Origin of the sequence: Hymenobacter sp. 15J16-1T3B (assembly GCF_020711235.1) — a bacterium.
Classification (GTDB): domain Bacteria; phylum Bacteroidota; class Bacteroidia; order Cytophagales; family Hymenobacteraceae; genus Solirubrum.
In genome coordinates, this window is the sequence record NZ_JAJFAV010000018.1 from 42,795 (window position 1) to 60,089 (window position 17,295).

Sequence of the window (17,295 nt, forward strand, 5' to 3'; positions counted from 1 at the left end):
TCGTCCCGGGCCAAGCTGCCAGCCACTCACTCATCATCCTTCAACGCGGGAAGTGCTACCCGACAGGCAGCATGGGATTCGTCTGGTGCGACGCTCATCCCTGCCTGACGGTCACGTAGTCGCCAACCCCGCTCCACCACATGCGTTCGTCCGTTTTTCAAGCTTACAAGGCCCCTATTGCCGTCGTGCTGGCGCTCGGCCTTGCCCTGGGGGTGCTGGCGTACCGGCGCATCTCGGTGGCGCTGTTCCCGGAAGTCACCTTCCCAAAGGTGAAAGTCATTGCCGACAGCGGCCTGCAGCCCGTCGACCGGATGATGGTAACGGTGACCAAGCCGATGGAAGACGCCATGAAGCAGGTGCCGGGCCTCACGCTGCTGCGCTCCACCACCAGCCGCGGCAGCTGCGAAATATCGGCCTACCTCGACTGGAACGTGGACGTGGTGCGCAGCCAGCAGAACATTGAGTCGCGGCTCAACCAGATACGCAGCGACCTGCCGGCCGGCACCAACATCAGCGTGGAGCGCATGAATCCGGCCATTCTGCCGGTGATGGGCTACACGCTGGAAGGACCCGGCCGCTCGGCACTGGAGCTGCGGCGGCTGGCGCTGCTCACCGTCAAGCCCTTCATTTCGCAGGTCGACGGCGTGTCGGCGGTGCAGATTCAAGGCGGGCGCACCAAAGAGTTTGAGGTAGAGCTGCTGCCCGACCAGCTGGCTGCCTTCAACCTCACACCCGTCGACGTGAGTACCATGCTGGGGCAGACCAACTTCGTGCAGTCGAACGGCTACCTGGCCGACTACCGCCGCCTCTACCTCACCGTGACGGACGCCACCATCACCGATAAATCGGACGTGGAAAACGTGGTGCTGCGCAACGACGGCCGCCGCGTGGTGCGCCTGGCCGACGTGGCCACCGTGCGTATCAGCGAGCAGCCCGAGTACACCCGCATCAACGCCAACGGCCACGACGCGGTGCTCATCGGGGTGCTGCGCCAGCCCGATGCCAACGTGGTGCAGGTGGCGGCCGGGGTGCGGGCCAAAATCAAGGCGCTGCAGGCCGGGCTGCCCCGCGGCATCCGCCTCGCCCCGTACTACGACCAGTCGGATTTCGTGTCGGAAGTGGTGCGCTCGGTGCAGGACGCACTCTGGATCGGACTGGCGCTGGCGCTGGTCGTGACGGCGCTGTTTCTGCGCTCCTTCCGCGCCTCGCTCACCATCCTGCTGGCCATTCCCATTGCCCTGGCCCTCACCATTGCGGTGCTGTACTTCGGCCTGGGGTACTCGTTCAACATCATGACGCTGGGCGCTGTCGCCGCCGCCATCGGGCTGATGATTGACGACGCGGTGGTGATGGTGGAGCAGCTGCACCGCGTCGGGGAAGAGCACCCGGAAGCCTCGACGGGCGAAATCGTGGCCCGCTCGGTGCAGCACCTGCTGCCGGCGCTGGTGGGCTCGTCGCTGAGCACCATCGTGATTTTCCTGCCCTTCGCCCTGCTCGGCGGCGTGGCCGGCGCCTACTTCAAGGTACTGGCTACTACGATGGTTGTGGCGCTGATTTGCTCCTTTCTGGTGGCCTGGCTGGGGCTGCCGGTGCTGTATCTGTTGCTCTCCCGCATGGGTTTCGGCGGAAAGAAGCCGAATGGGGAGGCGCTCCAGGCTGGGGTTGCTCCTGCTGAGCCCGCCGCGGCGGCTTCAGCGGATGAGCAAGCAGCCGGTGCCAGCCTAACCGAAGCCGCCCACCACGAAATTCCGTGGGTGCGCTCGGTTATTCGCCACCCGGCGTATTCGGTCGTGGGCGTGGCACTGCTCATCGGGCTGATGTGGTTTATCATTCCGCGCCTGGCCACGGGCTTTCTGCCGGAAATGGACGAGGGCGCCATCGTGCTCGACTACAACTCCCCGCCCGGTACCTCGCTGGAGGAAACCGACCGCATGCTGCGCCAGGCCGAAAAGCTCATCGTGCGGGTGCCGGAGGTGGCCAGCTACTCCCGCCGCACCGGCACGCAGATGGGCTTCTTCATCACCGAGCCCAACAGCGGCGACTACCTCATCCGTCTCAAAACCGACCGGAAGCGCAGCACCGACGAGGTCATCGACGACATCCGCCAGCGCATCGAAAGCTCGCAGCCGGCCCTGATCATCGACTTCGGCCAGGTTATCGGCGACATGCTCGGCGACCTGATGAGCACCGTGCAGCCCATCGAAATCAAGCTGTTCGGCCCGAACGCCGCCACCCGCTACGCCCTGGCCGACAAGGTGGCCGCCATCGTGGAAAGCACGCCCGGCACGGCCGACGTATTCAACGGAATCGTGCGCGTGGGCCCGTCCATCGACGTGCGGCCCGAGCCGGCGCGCCTGGCGCAGTTCGGCCTCACGGCTACCGACTTTCAGACCCAGCTGCAAACCCAGCTGGCCGGCGTGGTGGCCGGCAACGTGCTGGAGGGCGAGCAACTGCTCAACATCCGCCTGCGCTACCCCGGCGCGGCTACCGCCAGCCTGCAGCAGGTGCGGCAGCAACCCATTTTCCTGCCCAATGGGCAACGCCGCCGCCTTGATGAGCTGGCAACGGTGCGCGTCTCGGCCGGCGACGCGGAGCTGGAGCGCGAAAACCTGCAGGCCATGACCGCCATTACCGCCCGCCTCAACGGCCGCGACCTGGGCTCGGCCATGAGCGACATCCGCCAGAAACTCGACCGCGACCTGGCGCTGCCGCCCGGCTACTTCATCCAGTTCGGCGGCTCCTACGCCGAGCAGCAGCAGTCGTTCCAGGAGCTGCTCACCATCCTGGTCACGGCCTGCCTGCTGGTATTTGCCGTGGGCCTGTTTCTGTTCCGCGACCTGAAAGCCGCCGCGCTCATTCTGCTGATAGCCGTGCTCGGTCCCGCCGGCGGCAGCCTGGCGCTATACCTGACGGGGACGCCGTTGAACGTAGGCTCCTACACCGGTCTGATCATGGTGGTGGGCATCATCGGCGAAAACGCCATTTTCACCCTGCAGCAGTTCAACGACGCCCGCCGCGACGCCCCCGTGGAGCAGGCCATCGGCTACGCCATTGCCGCCCGCCTGCGTCCCAAGCTGATGACAGCGTTGTCGGCCATTGCCGCGCTACTGCCGCTGGCGCTGGGCATCGGGGCCGGCGCGCAGCTGCACCAGCCGCTGGCCATTGCCGTCATCGGGGGGCTGCTGCTGGCGCTGCCCTTGCTGCTGGTGGTGCTGCCCAGCCTGTTACGCCTGGCGTACGGGCGCGGGCCGGCAGCTGCAGCTCCGCAGGCGGTAGTAGCTGAATGACTACCTTCCGCGGCAATTATCCCCAGATGAGTACAATGGTCCCGGTGATGATGAGCCCGGCGCCCAGGCCCGTCTGCCAGGTGAGCTTTTCACCCAGAAACACCACCGCCAGCACAATGGATAGCGCCATGCTCAGTTTATCGACCGGCGCTACCTGCGACACCTTGCCCAGCTGCAAGGCGCGGAAGTAAAACACCCACGACAGCCCCGTCGCCAGGCCCGACAAACCCAGGAACAGCCAGTTGGTGCGCGTGAGAGTGTGCACCTCGCTCAGACTGCCCCGAAAGTAGACGATGCCCCAGGCCAGCACCAGAATGACGGTGGTGCGCACGGCCGTAGCCAGGTTAGAGTCGACACCCTTGATACCGATTTTGGCCAGCACGGCCGTCAGGGCCGCGAAAAGGGCGGAGAGGAGCGCGTAGAGCCACCACATAGGCAGGAGCGAAAAAAGGAAATAAGCCAGCTTTACGCAGGCCGGCGCCAGTACGCCCGGCTGGCGAGCCACCAGGTGCGCAGCTGCCGAAAATCGGGCGAAAACAGCACGTGCAGACTCACCACCCAGCCTACTGAGCACACCCAGCCGGCCAGCACGTCGGAGGGGTAATGCACGCCCAAGTACATGCGCGACAACCCCACCCCCAGCGCGAACAGCGCGCCGCCTATCCACACCACCCAGCGCCCACGCGTGCGCCAGAGCAGGAAGCCCAGCGCCGCCGCCAGCGCCGCCGAGCCCATAGCGTGTCCACTGGGGAAGCTGTAGAACTTGGCCGGCGCGATGGACTCCCACAGCGCCGGCCGGGGCCGCCCAAAAATGGTCTTGGCCAGCACGTTCAGCGCCACCGCCCCGCCTACGGATAGGGCGAAAAACAACGCTTCCGTGCGCCGATGCCGCCACAGGAGCAGGCCCGCAATAGCAACTCCTACGACGGACATCACCTCCGGGCCGCCGGCCGTGGTGAGTGTCAGCGCCACTTGGTCCAGCCCCGGACTCTCCAGCTGGTGAATCCACTCCAGAATAGCCTGGTCGCCGATAAAGCCGCCGCTTTCCCAGATGTCCTCGGCCACTTCCACGAAGATGAACCACGGCGCCCCGATGCCCAGCAGCAGCAAGGCCACCAGGGCACCGTGCCCACGTAGCGCCGTCCGGGCCTTCTGGTAAAAAACGAACAGCCGCTGCTTCATCGTCCGAACTCCAACACTTTAAACGTGCCCGGCACCACGCTCGGCCGGGGATGCGGCACCTCTGCTGTGGCGGCCGGCGCCGGGCCGAACTCCGCCGTGCTCAGGTAGAGCCGACGCGTCGTCGGGTCTTGCGTGATGGTGCGCGCCCCGCGGGCTGAGGATATGGTTTCGGTGCGGTAGCTGGTGGGCGAATCGGCGTAGATGACGGTGAGCGTGCCCTCCCCGTTCGAGCTGATGGCCGCTTGCGTCACCTCGTCAAACACCACCCCGTCGACGCCCTTGCCGATGGGTACTTGCGCCACTACCTTACCGGTCTGCGCGTCCAGCACGATGGCCTTTTCGTTGGCGCACACACTGAAGAGGCGGTGGCGTTTACGGTCCAACGCCAGGCCGCTGGGTTCCTCACCCGGAGCCACCGACCAGCGCTGCTTCACGACCAGGGTTTTGGCATCGAACACCACGATTTCGTTGGTATCCTCCAGGTTCACGAAGATCCGGCCCTTGCCGTCGGCTACGCCGGCTTCGGGGGCCCCGCCCAACGCCACCGTGCCCACCACCTTATCGGTCACCGGGTCGATGACGGTGGCGCTGCTGCCCGCGTTGTTGAACACGAACACCCGGCCGGAGAAGTCGTCTTGCAGCAGGGCGTCGGGCTTGGCACCCGTGGGCAGGCTGCCGAGCGGCTTCAATGTTTTCAGATCGAAGATGGTCACGGTGTTGGCACGGCCGTTGGTGATGTAGCCGCGTCCCAGCTTGGGCAGCGGCAGAATACCGTGTACGCCGGACGTGTTGGCAATGGTGCCCACTTTCTGGTGCGTGCGCAAGTCCACCACCTCTACCTGCGTAGCATGCGACAGGTACAGCCGCCGGGCGCTGGCATCTACGGCCAAGTAGTCCCAGCCGCCTTCGCCACCCACGGTCGTGGTGTGCAGCAAGTGATAGGCGGCAGGAGTGGATACCTGGGCGCGAGCCGGCAGAATGCTGCCCAAGCCGAATGCGGAGAGAAGTAGGAGGGTTTTCATGCGCTCCAACGTAGCGGGCAAACCTGTAGTTAATCTGTGCCGGAGTGCGGTCCATAGCCATCTGGACGACCGTCCGACTACTGTTATCGGGCTTGGGCTAGTTAGTCGGATGCCACGTCATGCCCAAGCCCATACCGCCGCCCGGGTACACCGTCGGCGTCCAGGAGGTACCATTCAGGATGCGCGGCTTGCGGCCCCAGCGGTTACGGTGCGACAGGTACGCCAGGTGGGCCGACAAAATACCGAAGCCCGCCCCGGCCACCACGTCCGATTGCCAGTGCTTGGTATTAATCATGCGCAGCGCGCCGACGCCCGTGGCAATAGTGTAAGCCCCGATACCGTACCACTGGCTTTTGTCGCGGAACTCGTTGTGCACGATGCTGGCCGCCAGAAACGCCTGCGCCGTGTGGCCCGACGGAAACGACAGGTTGTCCGAGCCGTCGGGTCGCTCCTCGCGGGTCAGGGCTTTCACGGCGTACACCGAGGCCAGCATAATCAGCTCCGACTTGCCGATGACCAGCAACGTGTTCAGGCGGTCATTGCGCGACTCTACCCCGGCCAGCGCCACCAGGCCCAATTCGGCGTAGGGCGCGAAAATCAGCACGTTGTCGAGGTGGGTGCGGTAGGTCGGGAACAGCCGGTGAATGTCGCGGTTGGCCTGCTGGTTGGTGTAGAAGCCGCCCCCGTTAAAGGTATACGCCCCGTAACCGATCAGCACCGCCGGCACGATGGTCGCCTTCACCAACTTCCCCCGGTACCAGGGCTTTTTCACGACGGCCGGTACGCCTGCGGGGTTCTCAAACTTGTGCGTGGTATCGGGCGCGGCGGCCGGCGGGGTTACTTGGCCCAAAGCCGCGCTGCTCATACTCAGGCTACCGGCCAGCAGCCATACGAAACGAAAAGGTGTCGCCATTGTCTTCAGAAGTTTAACCAGCCCCGACCGACCCGGCCTGTTGGCTCAGCGGCAGTGTACGAGGCGATTCTGGAGACATTCTGAACACCTTCCGGGTGACGGCATCGCGGACGGCTAGCGGCTAGTCGTGCGCCGTTATCAGCAGCCAGCCCGGCTCAACGCGGCGCAGTGCTCGCAGCGTACTCGTGTTTCCTCCACAGTGCGTGGGTCATAGTACTGCCAGTCGTCGCTGCGCTTGACGTCCTGCCCGATCGGACACGCATCATTGTCGTGAAAGGGGTACCGCTCCGGCACCGGGGGGAGCGACAAAGCACCCGTAACGTGGGGCGTATGACGAAAAAAAGGCGTAGTAGCGGCCACAGGAGAGGATATTGTGTGGCAAACTAGCGTACAATTCTGAAGACATTCGGGAGCAGTTACAACGGAGCAGCTGCTCATGCTAGCCGCTACGCTACACCTGCTTTATAAATAAGCATACGGCACGAGAGTCCTGTTCGGCACGGTAGACAGGTCTATACTTGGCCCTGTAGGTACTTTCCCCGCTTAGCGGGAATTTTGGTTCCTACTATTGTGCTACCCCTTGTTGCAATCAACTAAGGCGTACATAGCTAGTCGCGGGTGCGCAGCAGGGCCGCCAGTTTGCCGGGCACGAGCTCGTGCAGCACGTGGGTCACCACGCCCCAGATGCGCACGGCGCCCGCGTCGTGAATCTCCCAGGGCTGGTAGTCCGGGTTCTCCGGCTTGAGCCACCAGGTGCCGTGCTCGCACACCAAGCGCTTGACGGTGCACTCCCCGTCCACCACGGCTACCACGATGTGGTTGTGGTCGGCTTCCATCTGCTTGTCCACGGCCAGCAGGTCGCCCTCGTGAATCTCGGCGTTTTTCATGCTCTCCCCGCTTACCCGCACCAGGTACGTGGCATCGGGGTGGCGCAGGAGCAGGCGGTTCAGGTCAAATAGCTCATCGGTGTAATCGGACGCCGGCGAGGGAAAGCCGGCGGACACCGAGCAGCTAAAGAGAGGAAGCAAAAATGGGGTTTGGGAGTCGTGGACCGGGATTAATTCGACGTTGCGCATGGGTGGTGTAGCATAGGCGTGGCCACAATAATACGTGCTGCTAATAAAATTAGTAGAAACAAGGCTAAAAATTGTAGCCGAAAGTTGGGAAAGGCTACCGGCAATACCCCGGGTGTTACCCAGTCACGCCCCCCTCCGAACCGACCACGCAAGCTGACTGGCCGAAGGCTCATCAACCTACACTGCCGCTTATAAAAAGTGGTTTTTAAGCTGCTGTCACACCGTCATTTCGACGCAGCCACAAAGGGGCAGTGGGGGAAAGAAGGAGGTGTAAAAAGAGCAAAAAGATATAATAAATAGAGCAAAAAGAAAACTATAAGGGTGCTTTTTTCGTTTAATAAGTATAATAAACGCCCACGAAAACAGCGCTTTATCATGAAAAAGACCCGCAAGAACGCCGCCCGTACCGCTACTCCCCGCCCCGACGTTTACCAGATTGTAACCGACCGCATTGTGGCCGCGCTGGAAGGCGGCATCATTCCGTGGCGCAAGCCGTGGAACGCGGTGTATGGTTTGCCCCGCAACTACGCCACGGGTGCGGCTTACACGGGCATCAACGCCTTTCTGCTGCACTTCAGCGGCGCGCTGCCTTTCTTTTTAACCTTCAAGCAGGCCCTGGCCCTGGGCGGTAACGTGCGCAAGGGCGCCAAGGGGCACCCGGTGGTGTACTACAACGTGTCGGTACGCGAGAACGAGCAAACCGGCAAGGAAGAAAAAACACCTTTCCTGAAGTACTACACCGTGTTTTCAGTAGAGGACATCGAAAATATTGACTTTGTGCTGCCCGCGGTGGAACGCCACGCGCACACGCCCATTGAGGCGGCCGAGGCCATTGTGCGCAACTGGGACGGGCGCCCGGCCATTGAACACCTGCACCAGCGGGCCTACTACTCCCCGGCGCTTGACCTGGTGAACATGCCGGAGCGGGACACCTTCACCACCGCCGAAGGCTACTACGCGACCCTGTTTCACGAGCTGACCCACAGCACGGGCCACGCTTCCCGGCTCGACCGGCTAGACCTGACCGCCGGCGAAGGCAAGCGCTCGGCCAGCTACGCCCGCGAGGAACTGACGGCCGAAATGGGTGCTTCCTTTCTCTGCGCCGCGGCCGGGCTCGATACGGCCCAGACCGAGACCAATGCCGTGGCCTACATCCAGTCTTGGCTGGAGCGTCTGAAAAACGACAAAAAGCTGGTGCTACAGGCAGCCAGCAAGGCCCAGCGCGCCGCCAAGCTTATTTTGGGTGTGGTCGAGGAGGGCGAGCCGGTGGCCGCTCCCGCGCCGCCCCGGGTGGTGGAGCTGGTGCCCGAAGAAGACGAAGTGAGCCAACAGTACAGAGCGGCTGAACTCAGCTGGCTAGCGGCCGCATAAGCCCCGGTCGGGCAGCCGCGGCCGGCGGCTGCCCACCTGGCTGGTTGCTTTTTCACCCTCTTCTCCCCTACCGCCCCATGAATGCAAGTGAAGCCCCCGTTTTCGGGGACCCCGATTGGAACCACTACCGCGCGCGGGTAGCCGCCGTGCTCACCGACATCGAAGCTGATATGCAGCAGCGCGGTTACGGCCTGAGCAGCGAAGGCCTCACGCTCGAAGTAGCCGAGCGCCTGCCGGTGGGGGTGGCCACCATTGAAGACTTTCAGGTGCTTGACGCGCTGGTCAACGCCCTGCGGCCCTTGGCCCGCGAAGCCGTACGCGCCACCCGCGAAGACCAGGCCGGGCAGTACCGCCTGTTGCTGCTTTGAGGGGCTCCCGCCATTCACGCTATTTCCATTCGTATGCCCGCAGCCCAGCAGTTAACCGTCGGCGACGCCGTGCTCTACCCCCGCGAGCACGCGGTGGGCCTCATCTACGAAGTCTACGAGCGCGGCCCGGGAGAGCGGCCCGGCGTGCAGCTGCTGCTCAGCCGGGGCGGGCGCGACCTGAGCGGCTTCAGCGCCGAGGAGGCCGACCAGTTCCTGGTACCCCTGGGGCATACGGGCCTGCGCTACGAGTTTACCCACGTGGGCCAGCTGCACGCCGACTACCGCCGCGGCCATTTCGCCGCCTTTGCCACGGCCCGGCTGCTGGCCGGCTTTCAGGACCCGCGCTACCTGGCCGTGCCCTGAACGACCCTGCTACCCGCGCTTTCCCTAACGTTTACCCTCTTCCCATGCCCCAGCAACCCAACTCCGCCGCCCTCTCCAACCCGTTTCCTCCGCAGCAGGCCTACCTGGCCATTGAGCAGCAACCCGTCAATGCGGCCGAACAACGCCGCCTGCTGGCCCTGCGCCGGCACGTGCAGGCTCACACCCATACCACCGATTTGCGCGGGCTGGCGGGGGCGGTGAAGAAGCTCTTGGGTCCCGGCTACGAGGTGGGCTGCGGCAGCGCCCACATCTGGGTGCAGCGCGCCGGCGAGCAGCAGCGCCTGGCCGTCGTGGCCGACCGGCTGACAACGGCTTACCGCGACTGGTTTGAGCCTCTACCCGACCCTCCCGCTACCAGCCGTACCTCCCGCCGGCGCCTTTCCGGCGGGCTGCTTGACGCCGGTCCCGAGCAATCTTGAGTTCCAGCCGTGTCCCAACAAACAAGCGCAGCCGCCAAACTCGGCGGCTGCGCTTGTTTGTTGGGACACCTAATGCGGGCAGTGGGGCAAAGAAGACTGATTAAAAAGAGCAAAAAGATACATAAAATAGGTAAAAAAGAGAACGAGCGGAGCGGTTGTTTCGTTTAATATACAGAGGCAAGCATCAATAAATCAGCTCTGTATTATGGAAAATGCGCCCCGTTCAATTGTCGCCAAACCGTTGCTTTTCAGCCTGCACAACACTGAGTTGGTGAGGCCCGAGGGCGCCAACTTCCCGCTGCCGCCCCGCCTGTTTCTGCGCACCGCGCCCGGCCAGCCCGCGCACATTGTGGCCCTGTGTGGCACCACGGGCAAGCTCTTTCCGACGACGAGCTACGATGGCGGCCCGTTCCAGGTAGTAGGCGGTGCTGCCTACGCCACTCGCCAGGCCCTCGGGACGTATTTCCTGACCCAGCACGCGGGCATGCTGCCCGCCGAGGGGGCCGCCACGCTGCTGGGCGTGGACGGCAGCACCCGCGAGCTACGCCCCGAAAAGGGCCGCAAAAGCTTTGGCCTGGCCCAACTGTACGCCGCGCTGGAAGCCAACTACATCGACGTGCACTGCCCCCAGCATGGGCCTTACGAGGGCTACATCCTGGTGTTTGACGACGAGGGCAAAGACCGCCGGCGCCCCATCAACCCGCTGGCCACGGCCCTGTGGTACGAAACCTACCCCCTGGAGCACTATTCGCCCGTCGACGTAGTGGCCGGTCCGGTGCTGCTGATGAAGTCCGCTTTGCTGCGCTGAACCCAGCGCGGGAGCCGCTCCGGTACCGGAGCGGCTCCCGCGCTGCCTGCCCGTTTCACTCCTCACCGCTTACCGCCGATGCCTGCTACTTCGAATACATCCATTGCCTCCGCTACCGGCCTCTGCCCTCAACTGGAGGCCCTGCGCACGGAACTGCGCTGCATCCTGCAGCACCCGGCCATTGCGCCGGCTCGCCGGCAGGCCGCCGAAGCGTTTATGCGCCGGTGCACCGATGCGGCCCGACTAGAACGGTGGCTGGCCCTGGCCGTGACCGAGTGTGGGCGCTGGGAAGAGCAAACGCTGGCCTCAGAAGACGGGCCCGAAAGAAAAAGAAATTATAGCCAAGTGAGCAGCTAGCACGTAGACAGGCTACCTTTCGCGCTTTATTCTGTGCCTTTTTAGCCTTTCTTCCATGCCTAAAGTGCCCTCCCCCACCGTGGCTTTCACCGAGCCCCTGACCAGCCCGCCGCGCGTACACCACCCCGCCACCCTGGCCGAGTTGCTGGAAGTTGCCGGTACGCGCAAGCGCATCGTGGAAGCCTGGGGCGTGTCGGCCCGTACCTACGACACCCGCAAGCGCAGCCCCGGTACCTGCACCGTCGGCGAACTGCAGCAGCTGGCGCGGGTGCTCAATGTCTCCGAAGAGGACCTCTTTGCCGTCGTGCGCGCTGAAGCGGCCGCGGAGTAAGGGGTATCAATGGGCAACAAATCATGCCCCGTGCCCGGTGCCGGGATGATTAACCGCTCTGAGCCTAGCTTTGAGCTGGATGTTATTTCCCGCGACCCTTCCGGTATGGTTTCTGACGCTCAAATCGAGATGAAAATCAAGGAGTTTAAAGCCTGGGTTAATCTCCCGGCTTATGATAGCATTCTCGAAGCACTCATCAGAAATTCCTACGCGCAGAACATCGGGCTTTCCCTGTACGACAAGGACTGGTCCACCTGTAGTGCTACGACACTCCCCGATGGGAGACGGGCCTTTTATCTCTGGATAAAGAAAGAGCCCCGTTTTGGCAGCAAAAGGGAAGTGATTTTTGACATCATGCACGAATCGGGGCACGCCCATGATGACGTTGACCGGCCATTACCCGGTACTCGCGACCGTGACCCGGTAGCGGAGAGAGGGCGGGAGCTTCGGGCTTGGGCTTATGCTGACGAGCAGTTCGACGCATTCCCCGACGACCTGGCGGATGCCCAGCCCGAATACGAAGCATATAAGCGGGGGTGCCTGGCAACGTATCCGGCTCCACTTTAGCCATTGCGGCCTACGCGCTCCGTGCTGGTAAACGGCCTGCGAGCTGTTCTGCCGGTTACTGCGCCGCCTCGAAGGCGCCCGCCATCAGCTCCTGCTCGGTGCGCGAGACCTGATACCGGCTGGCCACGTCCGGCCATTGCCGCACCGCGGCCACAACCTGCGCGAGCACCGTTTCGGCCTGTGCGGCCGACAGGCGGAAGTAGGGGGCTACCTCCCGGGCCAGGTCGAGGTCGAGCGCATTGTCCGTTTCGGAGATGTTGAGCTTGAGGCCCTGCCCGTAGCGGATGGGGTTCAGGTCGAACGCCGGCGCGAGGCGCCAGCCCCGGGGCGTGAGCAGAAAGCCGTGGTTGCGCAGGTGGTCGTCGGTGTTCGAGACGCAGATGTTGAACACGATGCGCCGCCAGAGCTCCGTCAGGTCCCCGGCCACCTGGGCGCCCTGCTGGATGAGCAGGCCCGCCAGTTCCAGGTAGCTGGCCCCGTCCTGGTGGTCCGTGCCGTCCTGGTAGCCCAGCAGGGTCATAGCCGAGGCAAAGTGCAGCCGCTCGCCGGTGGCCGTGCGGTCAAAGCGCTGGGAAAGGAAGGTGTGGTGGCGGCTGTTGAAGCGCTGGGCCCGGCCGGTGGCCACCTGCAGGCCGGCGGCCTGGGCCAACTCGTTCACGACGGCTTCCCAGGCGCCGACGTCGTGCTCGTCCTGCCCGCTGGGGAACTTGGCAATCCACAATTGTCCGTGCTCGTCCACCACGCTGGCCTTGGGCCGCGCCCCGCCCAGTGAGGAGCCAGGCGCGACCAGCATAAACAGCCACTTAAGGTAGTCCGGGTCCTGGGGCGCGTCCACCCGCTCCAGCTGCAAGCTGGCGTATTCCAACTCCCGCAGGGACGTCCACGGCGGGGCCGCCATGGCCCGGTTGTCGTTGAGAAACGGGCCGGCCGGGTCGGTTTTGAAACGCAGCCCGCCCATGCGGTGGCCATCGAAGACCCCCAGCAGGTAGTCCGATTCGAGCAGCGGCCGCTCGCGGCGCTCCTCCTGCCGGGCCAGGGCGGCTTCGCGCCGGCGCATGAGCAGCCGCCCCCAGCGGTCGGGCGAGGAATCCAGGAACAGGCCAAAGTTGGACTGGTCTTCCGGCAGGTACTGCGGCCCGGCAAACAGCTGCAGCGCCGGGTCAAGCGCCTGGGCCTGCGGCTGGGCCAGCCACTGCGCGTCGTAGGCAAAGGAAAACACTTCTTTGCCCCGCACCGGCACGGCCGAGAGCGTGCCCATCAGCTGCGGTCCATCGGCCAGGCCCTGCCAGTCGGCGTACACGTAGAGCTGGCGGCGTTCAGCGGTTTTGGCCATGGAACTACTCGCCAGCAGATTGTTTCGGGGCGCGGGCGCTAACCACCAGTTCGGCATCCTGCAGCTTGCGGCCCAATACGTCGTCGGCTGCCAGCTGGAGCAGGGTTTTTTCCAGCCCCAGCACGAACAGCACCTGCAGGTAGGCCCCCATGCTCACCGTGGCAGCGCCCTGCTCGATGGCGTGCAGGGTGTTGCGGCTGATGGCCGCGCGCTCCGCCACCCGGGCCGCGCTGAGCTTGCGGCGCAGGCGGGCCAGGCGGATGTTTTCCCCCGTCTGCGTCAGCAGCTGCTGCAATCGTGGTAACAGGACAACGGATTCTTTTGGCATAATGCGCAATATGATGAGCAAAAATACCTGATAGCGCCCAATTTATTGCGCATTATTTTAATTGCCGCCGTTGCCCATGTCCCGCAACCGGTTGTACTGGCAGCGGTATAAAACCTGTGGCTTTTTTCCCTGACTACGACGACGCTCACCATTAGCTACGGCGCACCAGCCGAAGGCAAGCACCTAGCGCAACCCGCAGATTTTCAAAAACAGCCCACCCGGATTTTTAGTCGCCTTGACCTTATCGGTTTTCAGCTGGTAGGTGAACTTGAACAGCTGGTCCAGGTGCTTGGCATCCCCGAGGATGGTGGCCACCAGCTGCGGCTGGGTAATGCCCAGCGCGTCCAGGTGCTGCCGGGCAGCGAAGGCCCGGGCGTCCTCAGCCGGCTGCTCGAACGGGATGGGCAGCTGCTGGGGGTGCTGGCGGGCGATGGTGAAGCGCACCGCGTCGTAGGCCCTGCCCTTCTTGACCAGCTCGTAGTCAATCTTGAGGTCGGTGTGCTCGCTGACCTGGCGCACGGCAATGTCGAGCACCCGGGCTTTAAGTTGGCTGATGTTCTGAAACAGCTCCGGCTCCTTGCCCTTGGGGTCTTTCAGGTGCAGCATCTGCTTGAACTCGTCCAGTGGGTAGGTACGGGTCGAGGTTTTGTCCTTCCATTGGCTCACCAGCTGGTAGATGCGCTTGGCGTACTTGCTGCTCAGCTTCAGGGCCGAGTGCAGCTGGTAGGACGTAAAATTTTCCTTGAGGTTGAACAGGTAGGGGCGAATTGGCGCCGCCAGCTGAATCTGCAGGCAGCCTTTGCCCTTGATGTACTCCACGCGCTGAAACATCCACAGCTGCTGGTAGGTGCGCTCGCTTTCCACCTCGAACATCCGCGAGCCCATGTCGGCCGTCGCTTCGCGCAGCTGCTGGTAGTTCCACTGCCGCCCGGTCAGCGCTTCCACATCCTTCACGTAAATCGTGTATTCTTGGTCGGCCGTGTCGTCCCGGCGTAGCCGGGAGAGCAGGTAGAAGAATATGTCGAGCTGGCAAGCGGTGTAGTCGTAGCGCGCCTGGGTGATGGCATTGTGCTGGCGAACAACGGGGGTGGGCTCCACCACCACAACGGCAGTTTCTTCGGGCTTCATAGGGTAGCAGATACGGACGCGGGATAAGGCAAATGTAAGCCCGCAGAGGATAAAAAACCACAGTGGTAATTGAACGTGGTTTTTGGCTTATAAAACGTGGTCTTTAGGCTTATAAAACGTGAGAGTTCGCTTATAAAACGTGGTAATAAAAGGTATAAAAAGTGGTTTTTCGCTTATAAAAAGTGGTTTTATACCATTATATACTACTGTGTATCAGCGAGTTATGAGCCCTACAAATAGAACAAGTAATAGCAAATAACTCACAAAGGTTGATGTTACCCCCCTCGATAAGCTTTTAGATGGTCGGCTGCAAACCACCAGCCAAACAAACAAGAAAACAACACAACGAACAGAAGAAAACAGACGTCATTAATGGATTGCACTTTTTTAAGACGTTAGTTACTGATTCAAAGTTAATCTCACGTTTTATAAGCGACTACAGCTTCTCGAAGCCGAGACGGGAATCGGTGCTCTGCACCACTTTTTATAAGTCATTCCAACTTTTTTCAAGGTCAAACAGATGTTTACTAACTTTTTGCTAACTATTAGCTAACAATGAATTACCACTTTTTATAAGTCCCGGCAGTGCTCCCAGCGGCCAACTAGCACGTTTTATAAGCGCAACCCCAGGCCACTATCCGCAGTAAATGCCCTCTTTTTGCCCTGGGTGCGCGGTTTAGCTCCCTCAGCGGAACACAGCAGTTGCGCCGCCTGCGGGCAAGGGCGGGCTGCCAGACGACCGGCGCTTATAAAAAGTGAGCGCAGCCAGAGGGCATCGCGTGCAGCCTGGCGCCTCCCCTCCCCCACCGCCCAAAAGCAAAGCAGCCCCCGAAGAGGCTGCTTGCACTGAGTCGGCGGAGAGAAGCCCCTCCCCTACTTAACCGGCAGCTTGCCAGACTTACGCAGGTAGGCATCGTAGTGGCGGTGGGCCGCCTCCAAGTAGTTCTTGATGGTAGTCGGGGTGTCCGGACCCGGCGTGGCCAGCAGCAGGCTCATCTTAATCTCCTGCACCACGGATTTGGCGATTTGCACCGTATGCAGGGGCACTTCGGGCTCCGGGGCTGGTGCCGCGGCCGCGGCGGTCTTACGGCCCCGCGTGGAGGCACGCGCCCGAGCGGCTGTCGGTGGTCCTGGTTGCGAGACCGTGGGCTGCGGCGCCATAGCTGCGGGTTCAGGGGCAGGGGCCGCAACTACCGGCGCAGCTGTGGGCGTGGGGGGCGCAATGGGCTCTACCGGCGCCGGCGGCGTGGTGGCCGTGCGGGTGGCCTCCCCTCCCATTCCCGCCCGGGCCTGCTGGCGAGCCTCTTCGGGTACTTCAATGCGGCGGCGCGGCGTGATTTGTGGTTTCTCGAAGCCCATTACTTAGCGGAGGTTGAAGCGGTGGATACGGTGGTAGCCGCGGTAGAACGGCGGTCGGGCAAGCCCAGGCGCTCGATGAGTTCCTCGCACACGCGGCGGATTTCCTCGCTCGTGTCCTTGGAGCCGCCGGCGTAGCGCGACCAGGCCGGGTTAAGCAGGCTGTAAAGCGTCGAGGCCCGGGTGTAGGCCTTGCGGTGGCCTAGGTACGAGTTAAAGCGCGCCAGGCCCAGTCCATCGATATAGTCGTCCATCTCTTTCTCCTCCCGCTGCCCCGCCACGCGCTTGGTGGGCAGGCCGTAGTACTGGAAGTCAATCTGGGCGTCGTCGGCGGCTTTCTTGATGGCCTCCAGGATGGTCATAAATTCGGCCGTAGAAGCCCGGTCCAGGTAATCCGACACCAGGGGCACTATCACCGCGTCGCAGGCCGTCAGGGCGTTGAACACGTCGTCGCCGTCGGCGCGGCCGGGCACGTCGATGATGATGAGGTCGTAGTTGTGCTCGGGATTATCGATGAAGTCAAAAATCTGGCTCAGCTGCCAGGGGTACACGTCGTAGGGATACTGGGCATCGGGGTTGACTTCGCGCAGCTTGGCGAAGTTGGCCGCGTCCACCTGCTCGCGGGTCTTGACAATGCTCTGCTGGTAGTCGCAGTCGAGGACGGCGATGCGCAAGCCGTACTCCGTTGCCAGCGGGGCAGCGAGCACCAGAGCCAGCGTGGATTTACCGGAGCCCCCCTTCTGGGTGGCAAAGCTGATAACCTTGGACATAGTGGGTGTGGGGTTGAGGCGTAGGTAGGTACCGGGGCAACGCGCCGGCAGGACAATAAACCAAAAGTAATAGAAAAGCAGAAAGCCAGAAGCGCAGAACAACACTTTTGCTGAAAAGCAGAAGTGTTTTTAGCCAGAAAAGCATTTCTGCTTTTCTGTCGTCATGCGGTTCTGTCAAGTTGCAGAAAAGTTAAATAACAAAAAAGCAGAATCACACAACAACAGAAAAACAGGTTTGCAGAAGTGTGTTTTTGCAGAACCGCAGCTAGATGGGGCGGGTAGCTAGTGAGTACGT

19 protein-coding genes are annotated in these 17,295 nt (G+C 62.6%); 9 read left to right on the forward strand and 10 right to left on the reverse strand.

Annotated elements, in window-relative coordinates; translation table 11 throughout:
• The first annotated feature begins 140 nt into the window (after positions 1 to 140).
• Entirely contained in the window at positions 141 to 3,287 is a 3,147-nt protein-coding gene (locus LJ737_RS23215; protein ID WP_227769169.1) for an efflux RND transporter permease subunit, read from the forward strand.
• Between the two features lie 16 nt (positions 3,288 to 3,303).
• Here the strand turns inward: LJ737_RS23215 and LJ737_RS23220 are convergent, their stop codons facing one another.
• From LJ737_RS23220 to LJ737_RS23240, 5 genes are all read right to left on the reverse strand, one after another.
• Entirely contained in the window at positions 3,304 to 3,720 is a 417-nt protein-coding gene (locus LJ737_RS23220; protein WP_227769170.1) for an EamA family transporter, read from the reverse strand.
• Between the two features lie 32 nt (positions 3,721 to 3,752).
• On the reverse strand, positions 3,753 to 4,469 hold the full coding sequence (locus LJ737_RS23225) for a phosphatase PAP2 family protein (RefSeq protein WP_227769171.1): 717 nt from the start codon (positions 4,467 to 4,469) through the stop codon (positions 3,753 to 3,755).
• Positions 4,466 to 5,491 (reverse strand): YncE family protein, encoded by a 1,026-nt coding sequence (locus tag LJ737_RS23230; protein ID WP_227769172.1) that lies wholly within the window; start codon positions 5,489 to 5,491, stop codon positions 4,466 to 4,468. The genes LJ737_RS23225 and LJ737_RS23230 overlap by 4 nt, the downstream gene beginning before the upstream one ends.
• A gap of 97 nt (positions 5,492 to 5,588) precedes the next feature.
• Complete coding sequence (locus LJ737_RS23235; RefSeq protein ID WP_227769173.1) at positions 5,589 to 6,404, reverse strand: phosphatase PAP2 family protein; 816 nt, start codon at positions 6,402 to 6,404, stop codon at positions 5,589 to 5,591.
• A gap of 608 nt (positions 6,405 to 7,012) precedes the next feature.
• Positions 7,013 to 7,480, reverse strand: a complete 468-nt coding sequence (locus LJ737_RS23240; RefSeq protein WP_110980514.1) for a LexA family protein — start codon at positions 7,478 to 7,480, stop codon at positions 7,013 to 7,015.
• Between the two features lie 375 nt (positions 7,481 to 7,855).
• On the opposite strand from LJ737_RS23240, the gene LJ737_RS23245 reads away from it, so the two are divergent.
• The 8 genes from LJ737_RS23245 to LJ737_RS23280 all read left to right on the forward strand — a co-directional run bounded on the left by LJ737_RS23245 (position 7,856) and on the right by LJ737_RS23280 (position 12,085).
• Positions 7,856 to 8,851, forward strand: a complete 996-nt coding sequence (locus LJ737_RS23245; RefSeq protein WP_227769174.1) for an ArdC family protein — start codon at positions 7,856 to 7,858, stop codon at positions 8,849 to 8,851.
• A 77-nt stretch (positions 8,852 to 8,928) separates the two neighbouring features.
• Positions 8,929 to 9,219: a hypothetical protein gene (locus tag LJ737_RS23250; RefSeq protein WP_227769175.1), complete on the forward strand. Its 291-nt coding sequence runs from the start codon at positions 8,929 to 8,931 to the stop codon at positions 9,217 to 9,219.
• 33 nt (positions 9,220 to 9,252) lie between these two features.
• Entirely contained in the window at positions 9,253 to 9,582 is a 330-nt protein-coding gene (locus LJ737_RS23255) for a hypothetical protein (RefSeq protein ID WP_227769176.1), read from the forward strand.
• 44 nt (positions 9,583 to 9,626) lie between these two features.
• Positions 9,627 to 10,022 (forward strand): hypothetical protein, encoded by a 396-nt coding sequence (locus LJ737_RS23260; protein ID WP_227769177.1) that lies wholly within the window; start codon positions 9,627 to 9,629, stop codon positions 10,020 to 10,022.
• A gap of 241 nt (positions 10,023 to 10,263) precedes the next feature.
• On the forward strand, positions 10,264 to 10,830 hold the full coding sequence (locus LJ737_RS23265; protein ID WP_227769178.1) for a hypothetical protein: 567 nt from the start codon (positions 10,264 to 10,266) through the stop codon (positions 10,828 to 10,830).
• Positions 10,831 to 10,908: 78 nt separating this feature from the next.
• Positions 10,909 to 11,187 (forward strand): hypothetical protein, encoded by a 279-nt coding sequence (locus LJ737_RS23270; protein WP_227769179.1) that lies wholly within the window; start codon positions 10,909 to 10,911, stop codon positions 11,185 to 11,187.
• Positions 11,188 to 11,242: 55 nt separating this feature from the next.
• On the forward strand, positions 11,243 to 11,518 hold the full coding sequence (locus LJ737_RS23275; protein ID WP_227769180.1) for a hypothetical protein: 276 nt from the start codon (positions 11,243 to 11,245) through the stop codon (positions 11,516 to 11,518).
• Positions 11,519 to 11,563: 45 nt separating this feature from the next.
• Entirely contained in the window at positions 11,564 to 12,085 is a 522-nt protein-coding gene (locus LJ737_RS23280; RefSeq protein WP_227769181.1) for a hypothetical protein, read from the forward strand.
• A 55-nt stretch (positions 12,086 to 12,140) separates the two neighbouring features.
• Here LJ737_RS23280 and LJ737_RS23285 read toward each other — a convergent pair whose 3' ends face one another.
• The 5 genes from LJ737_RS23285 to LJ737_RS23305 all read right to left on the reverse strand — a co-directional run bounded on the left by LJ737_RS23285 (position 12,141) and on the right by LJ737_RS23305 (position 17,000).
• Positions 12,141 to 13,418: a type II toxin-antitoxin system HipA family toxin gene (locus tag LJ737_RS23285; protein WP_227769182.1), complete on the reverse strand. Its 1,278-nt coding sequence runs from the start codon at positions 13,416 to 13,418 to the stop codon at positions 12,141 to 12,143.
• 4 nt (positions 13,419 to 13,422) lie between these two features.
• Complete coding sequence (locus LJ737_RS23290) at positions 13,423 to 13,746, reverse strand: helix-turn-helix domain-containing protein (protein WP_227769183.1); 324 nt, start codon at positions 13,744 to 13,746, stop codon at positions 13,423 to 13,425.
• Positions 13,747 to 13,929: 183 nt separating this feature from the next.
• Positions 13,930 to 14,874, reverse strand: coding sequence for a replication initiation protein (locus LJ737_RS23295; protein WP_227769184.1), 945 nt, complete (start codon positions 14,872 to 14,874; stop codon positions 13,930 to 13,932).
• Positions 14,875 to 15,747: 873 nt separating this feature from the next.
• Entirely contained in the window at positions 15,748 to 15,921 is a 174-nt protein-coding gene (locus LJ737_RS23300) for a hypothetical protein (RefSeq protein ID WP_227769185.1), read from the reverse strand.
• A gap of 311 nt (positions 15,922 to 16,232) precedes the next feature.
• Positions 16,233 to 17,000: a ParA family protein gene (locus LJ737_RS23305; RefSeq protein ID WP_123823395.1), complete on the reverse strand. Its 768-nt coding sequence runs from the start codon at positions 16,998 to 17,000 to the stop codon at positions 16,233 to 16,235.
• Between the last annotated feature and the right edge of the window lie 295 nt (positions 17,001 to 17,295).

Coding starts and splice junctions, on each gene's coding strand:
- LJ737_RS23245 (WP_227769174.1), top strand. CDS start 7,856: ATGAAAAAGACCCGCAAGAACGCCGCCCGTACCGCTACTCCCCGCCCC.
- LJ737_RS23275 (WP_227769180.1), top strand. CDS start 11,243: ATGCCTAAAGTGCCCTCCCCCACCGTGGCTTTCACCGAGCCCCTGACC.
- LJ737_RS23295 (WP_227769184.1), bottom strand. CDS start 14,874: ATGAAGCCCGAAGAAACTGCCGTTGTGGTGGTGGAGCCCACCCCCGTT.
- LJ737_RS23220 (WP_227769170.1), bottom strand. CDS start 3,720: ATGTGGTGGCTCTACGCGCTCCTCTCCGCCCTTTTCGCGGCCCTGACG.
- LJ737_RS23290 (WP_227769183.1), bottom strand. CDS start 13,746: ATGCCAAAAGAATCCGTTGTCCTGTTACCACGATTGCAGCAGCTGCTG.
- LJ737_RS23240 (WP_110980514.1), bottom strand. CDS start 7,480: ATGCGCAACGTCGAATTAATCCCGGTCCACGACTCCCAAACCCCATTT.
- LJ737_RS23270 (WP_227769179.1), top strand. CDS start 10,909: ATGCCTGCTACTTCGAATACATCCATTGCCTCCGCTACCGGCCTCTGC.
- LJ737_RS23260 (WP_227769177.1), top strand. CDS start 9,627: ATGCCCCAGCAACCCAACTCCGCCGCCCTCTCCAACCCGTTTCCTCCG.
- LJ737_RS23250 (WP_227769175.1), top strand. CDS start 8,929: ATGAATGCAAGTGAAGCCCCCGTTTTCGGGGACCCCGATTGGAACCAC.
- LJ737_RS23280 (WP_227769181.1), top strand. CDS start 11,564: ATGATTAACCGCTCTGAGCCTAGCTTTGAGCTGGATGTTATTTCCCGC.
- LJ737_RS23215 (WP_227769169.1), top strand. CDS start 141: ATGCGTTCGTCCGTTTTTCAAGCTTACAAGGCCCCTATTGCCGTCGTG.
- LJ737_RS23255 (WP_227769176.1), top strand. CDS start 9,253: ATGCCCGCAGCCCAGCAGTTAACCGTCGGCGACGCCGTGCTCTACCCC.
- LJ737_RS23305 (WP_123823395.1), bottom strand. CDS start 17,000: ATGTCCAAGGTTATCAGCTTTGCCACCCAGAAGGGGGGCTCCGGTAAA.
- LJ737_RS23235 (WP_227769173.1), bottom strand. CDS start 6,404: ATGGCGACACCTTTTCGTTTCGTATGGCTGCTGGCCGGTAGCCTGAGT.
- LJ737_RS23225 (WP_227769171.1), bottom strand. CDS start 4,469: ATGAAGCAGCGGCTGTTCGTTTTTTACCAGAAGGCCCGGACGGCGCTA.
- LJ737_RS23230 (WP_227769172.1), bottom strand. CDS start 5,491: ATGAAAACCCTCCTACTTCTCTCCGCATTCGGCTTGGGCAGCATTCTG.
- LJ737_RS23285 (WP_227769182.1), bottom strand. CDS start 13,418: ATGGCCAAAACCGCTGAACGCCGCCAGCTCTACGTGTACGCCGACTGG.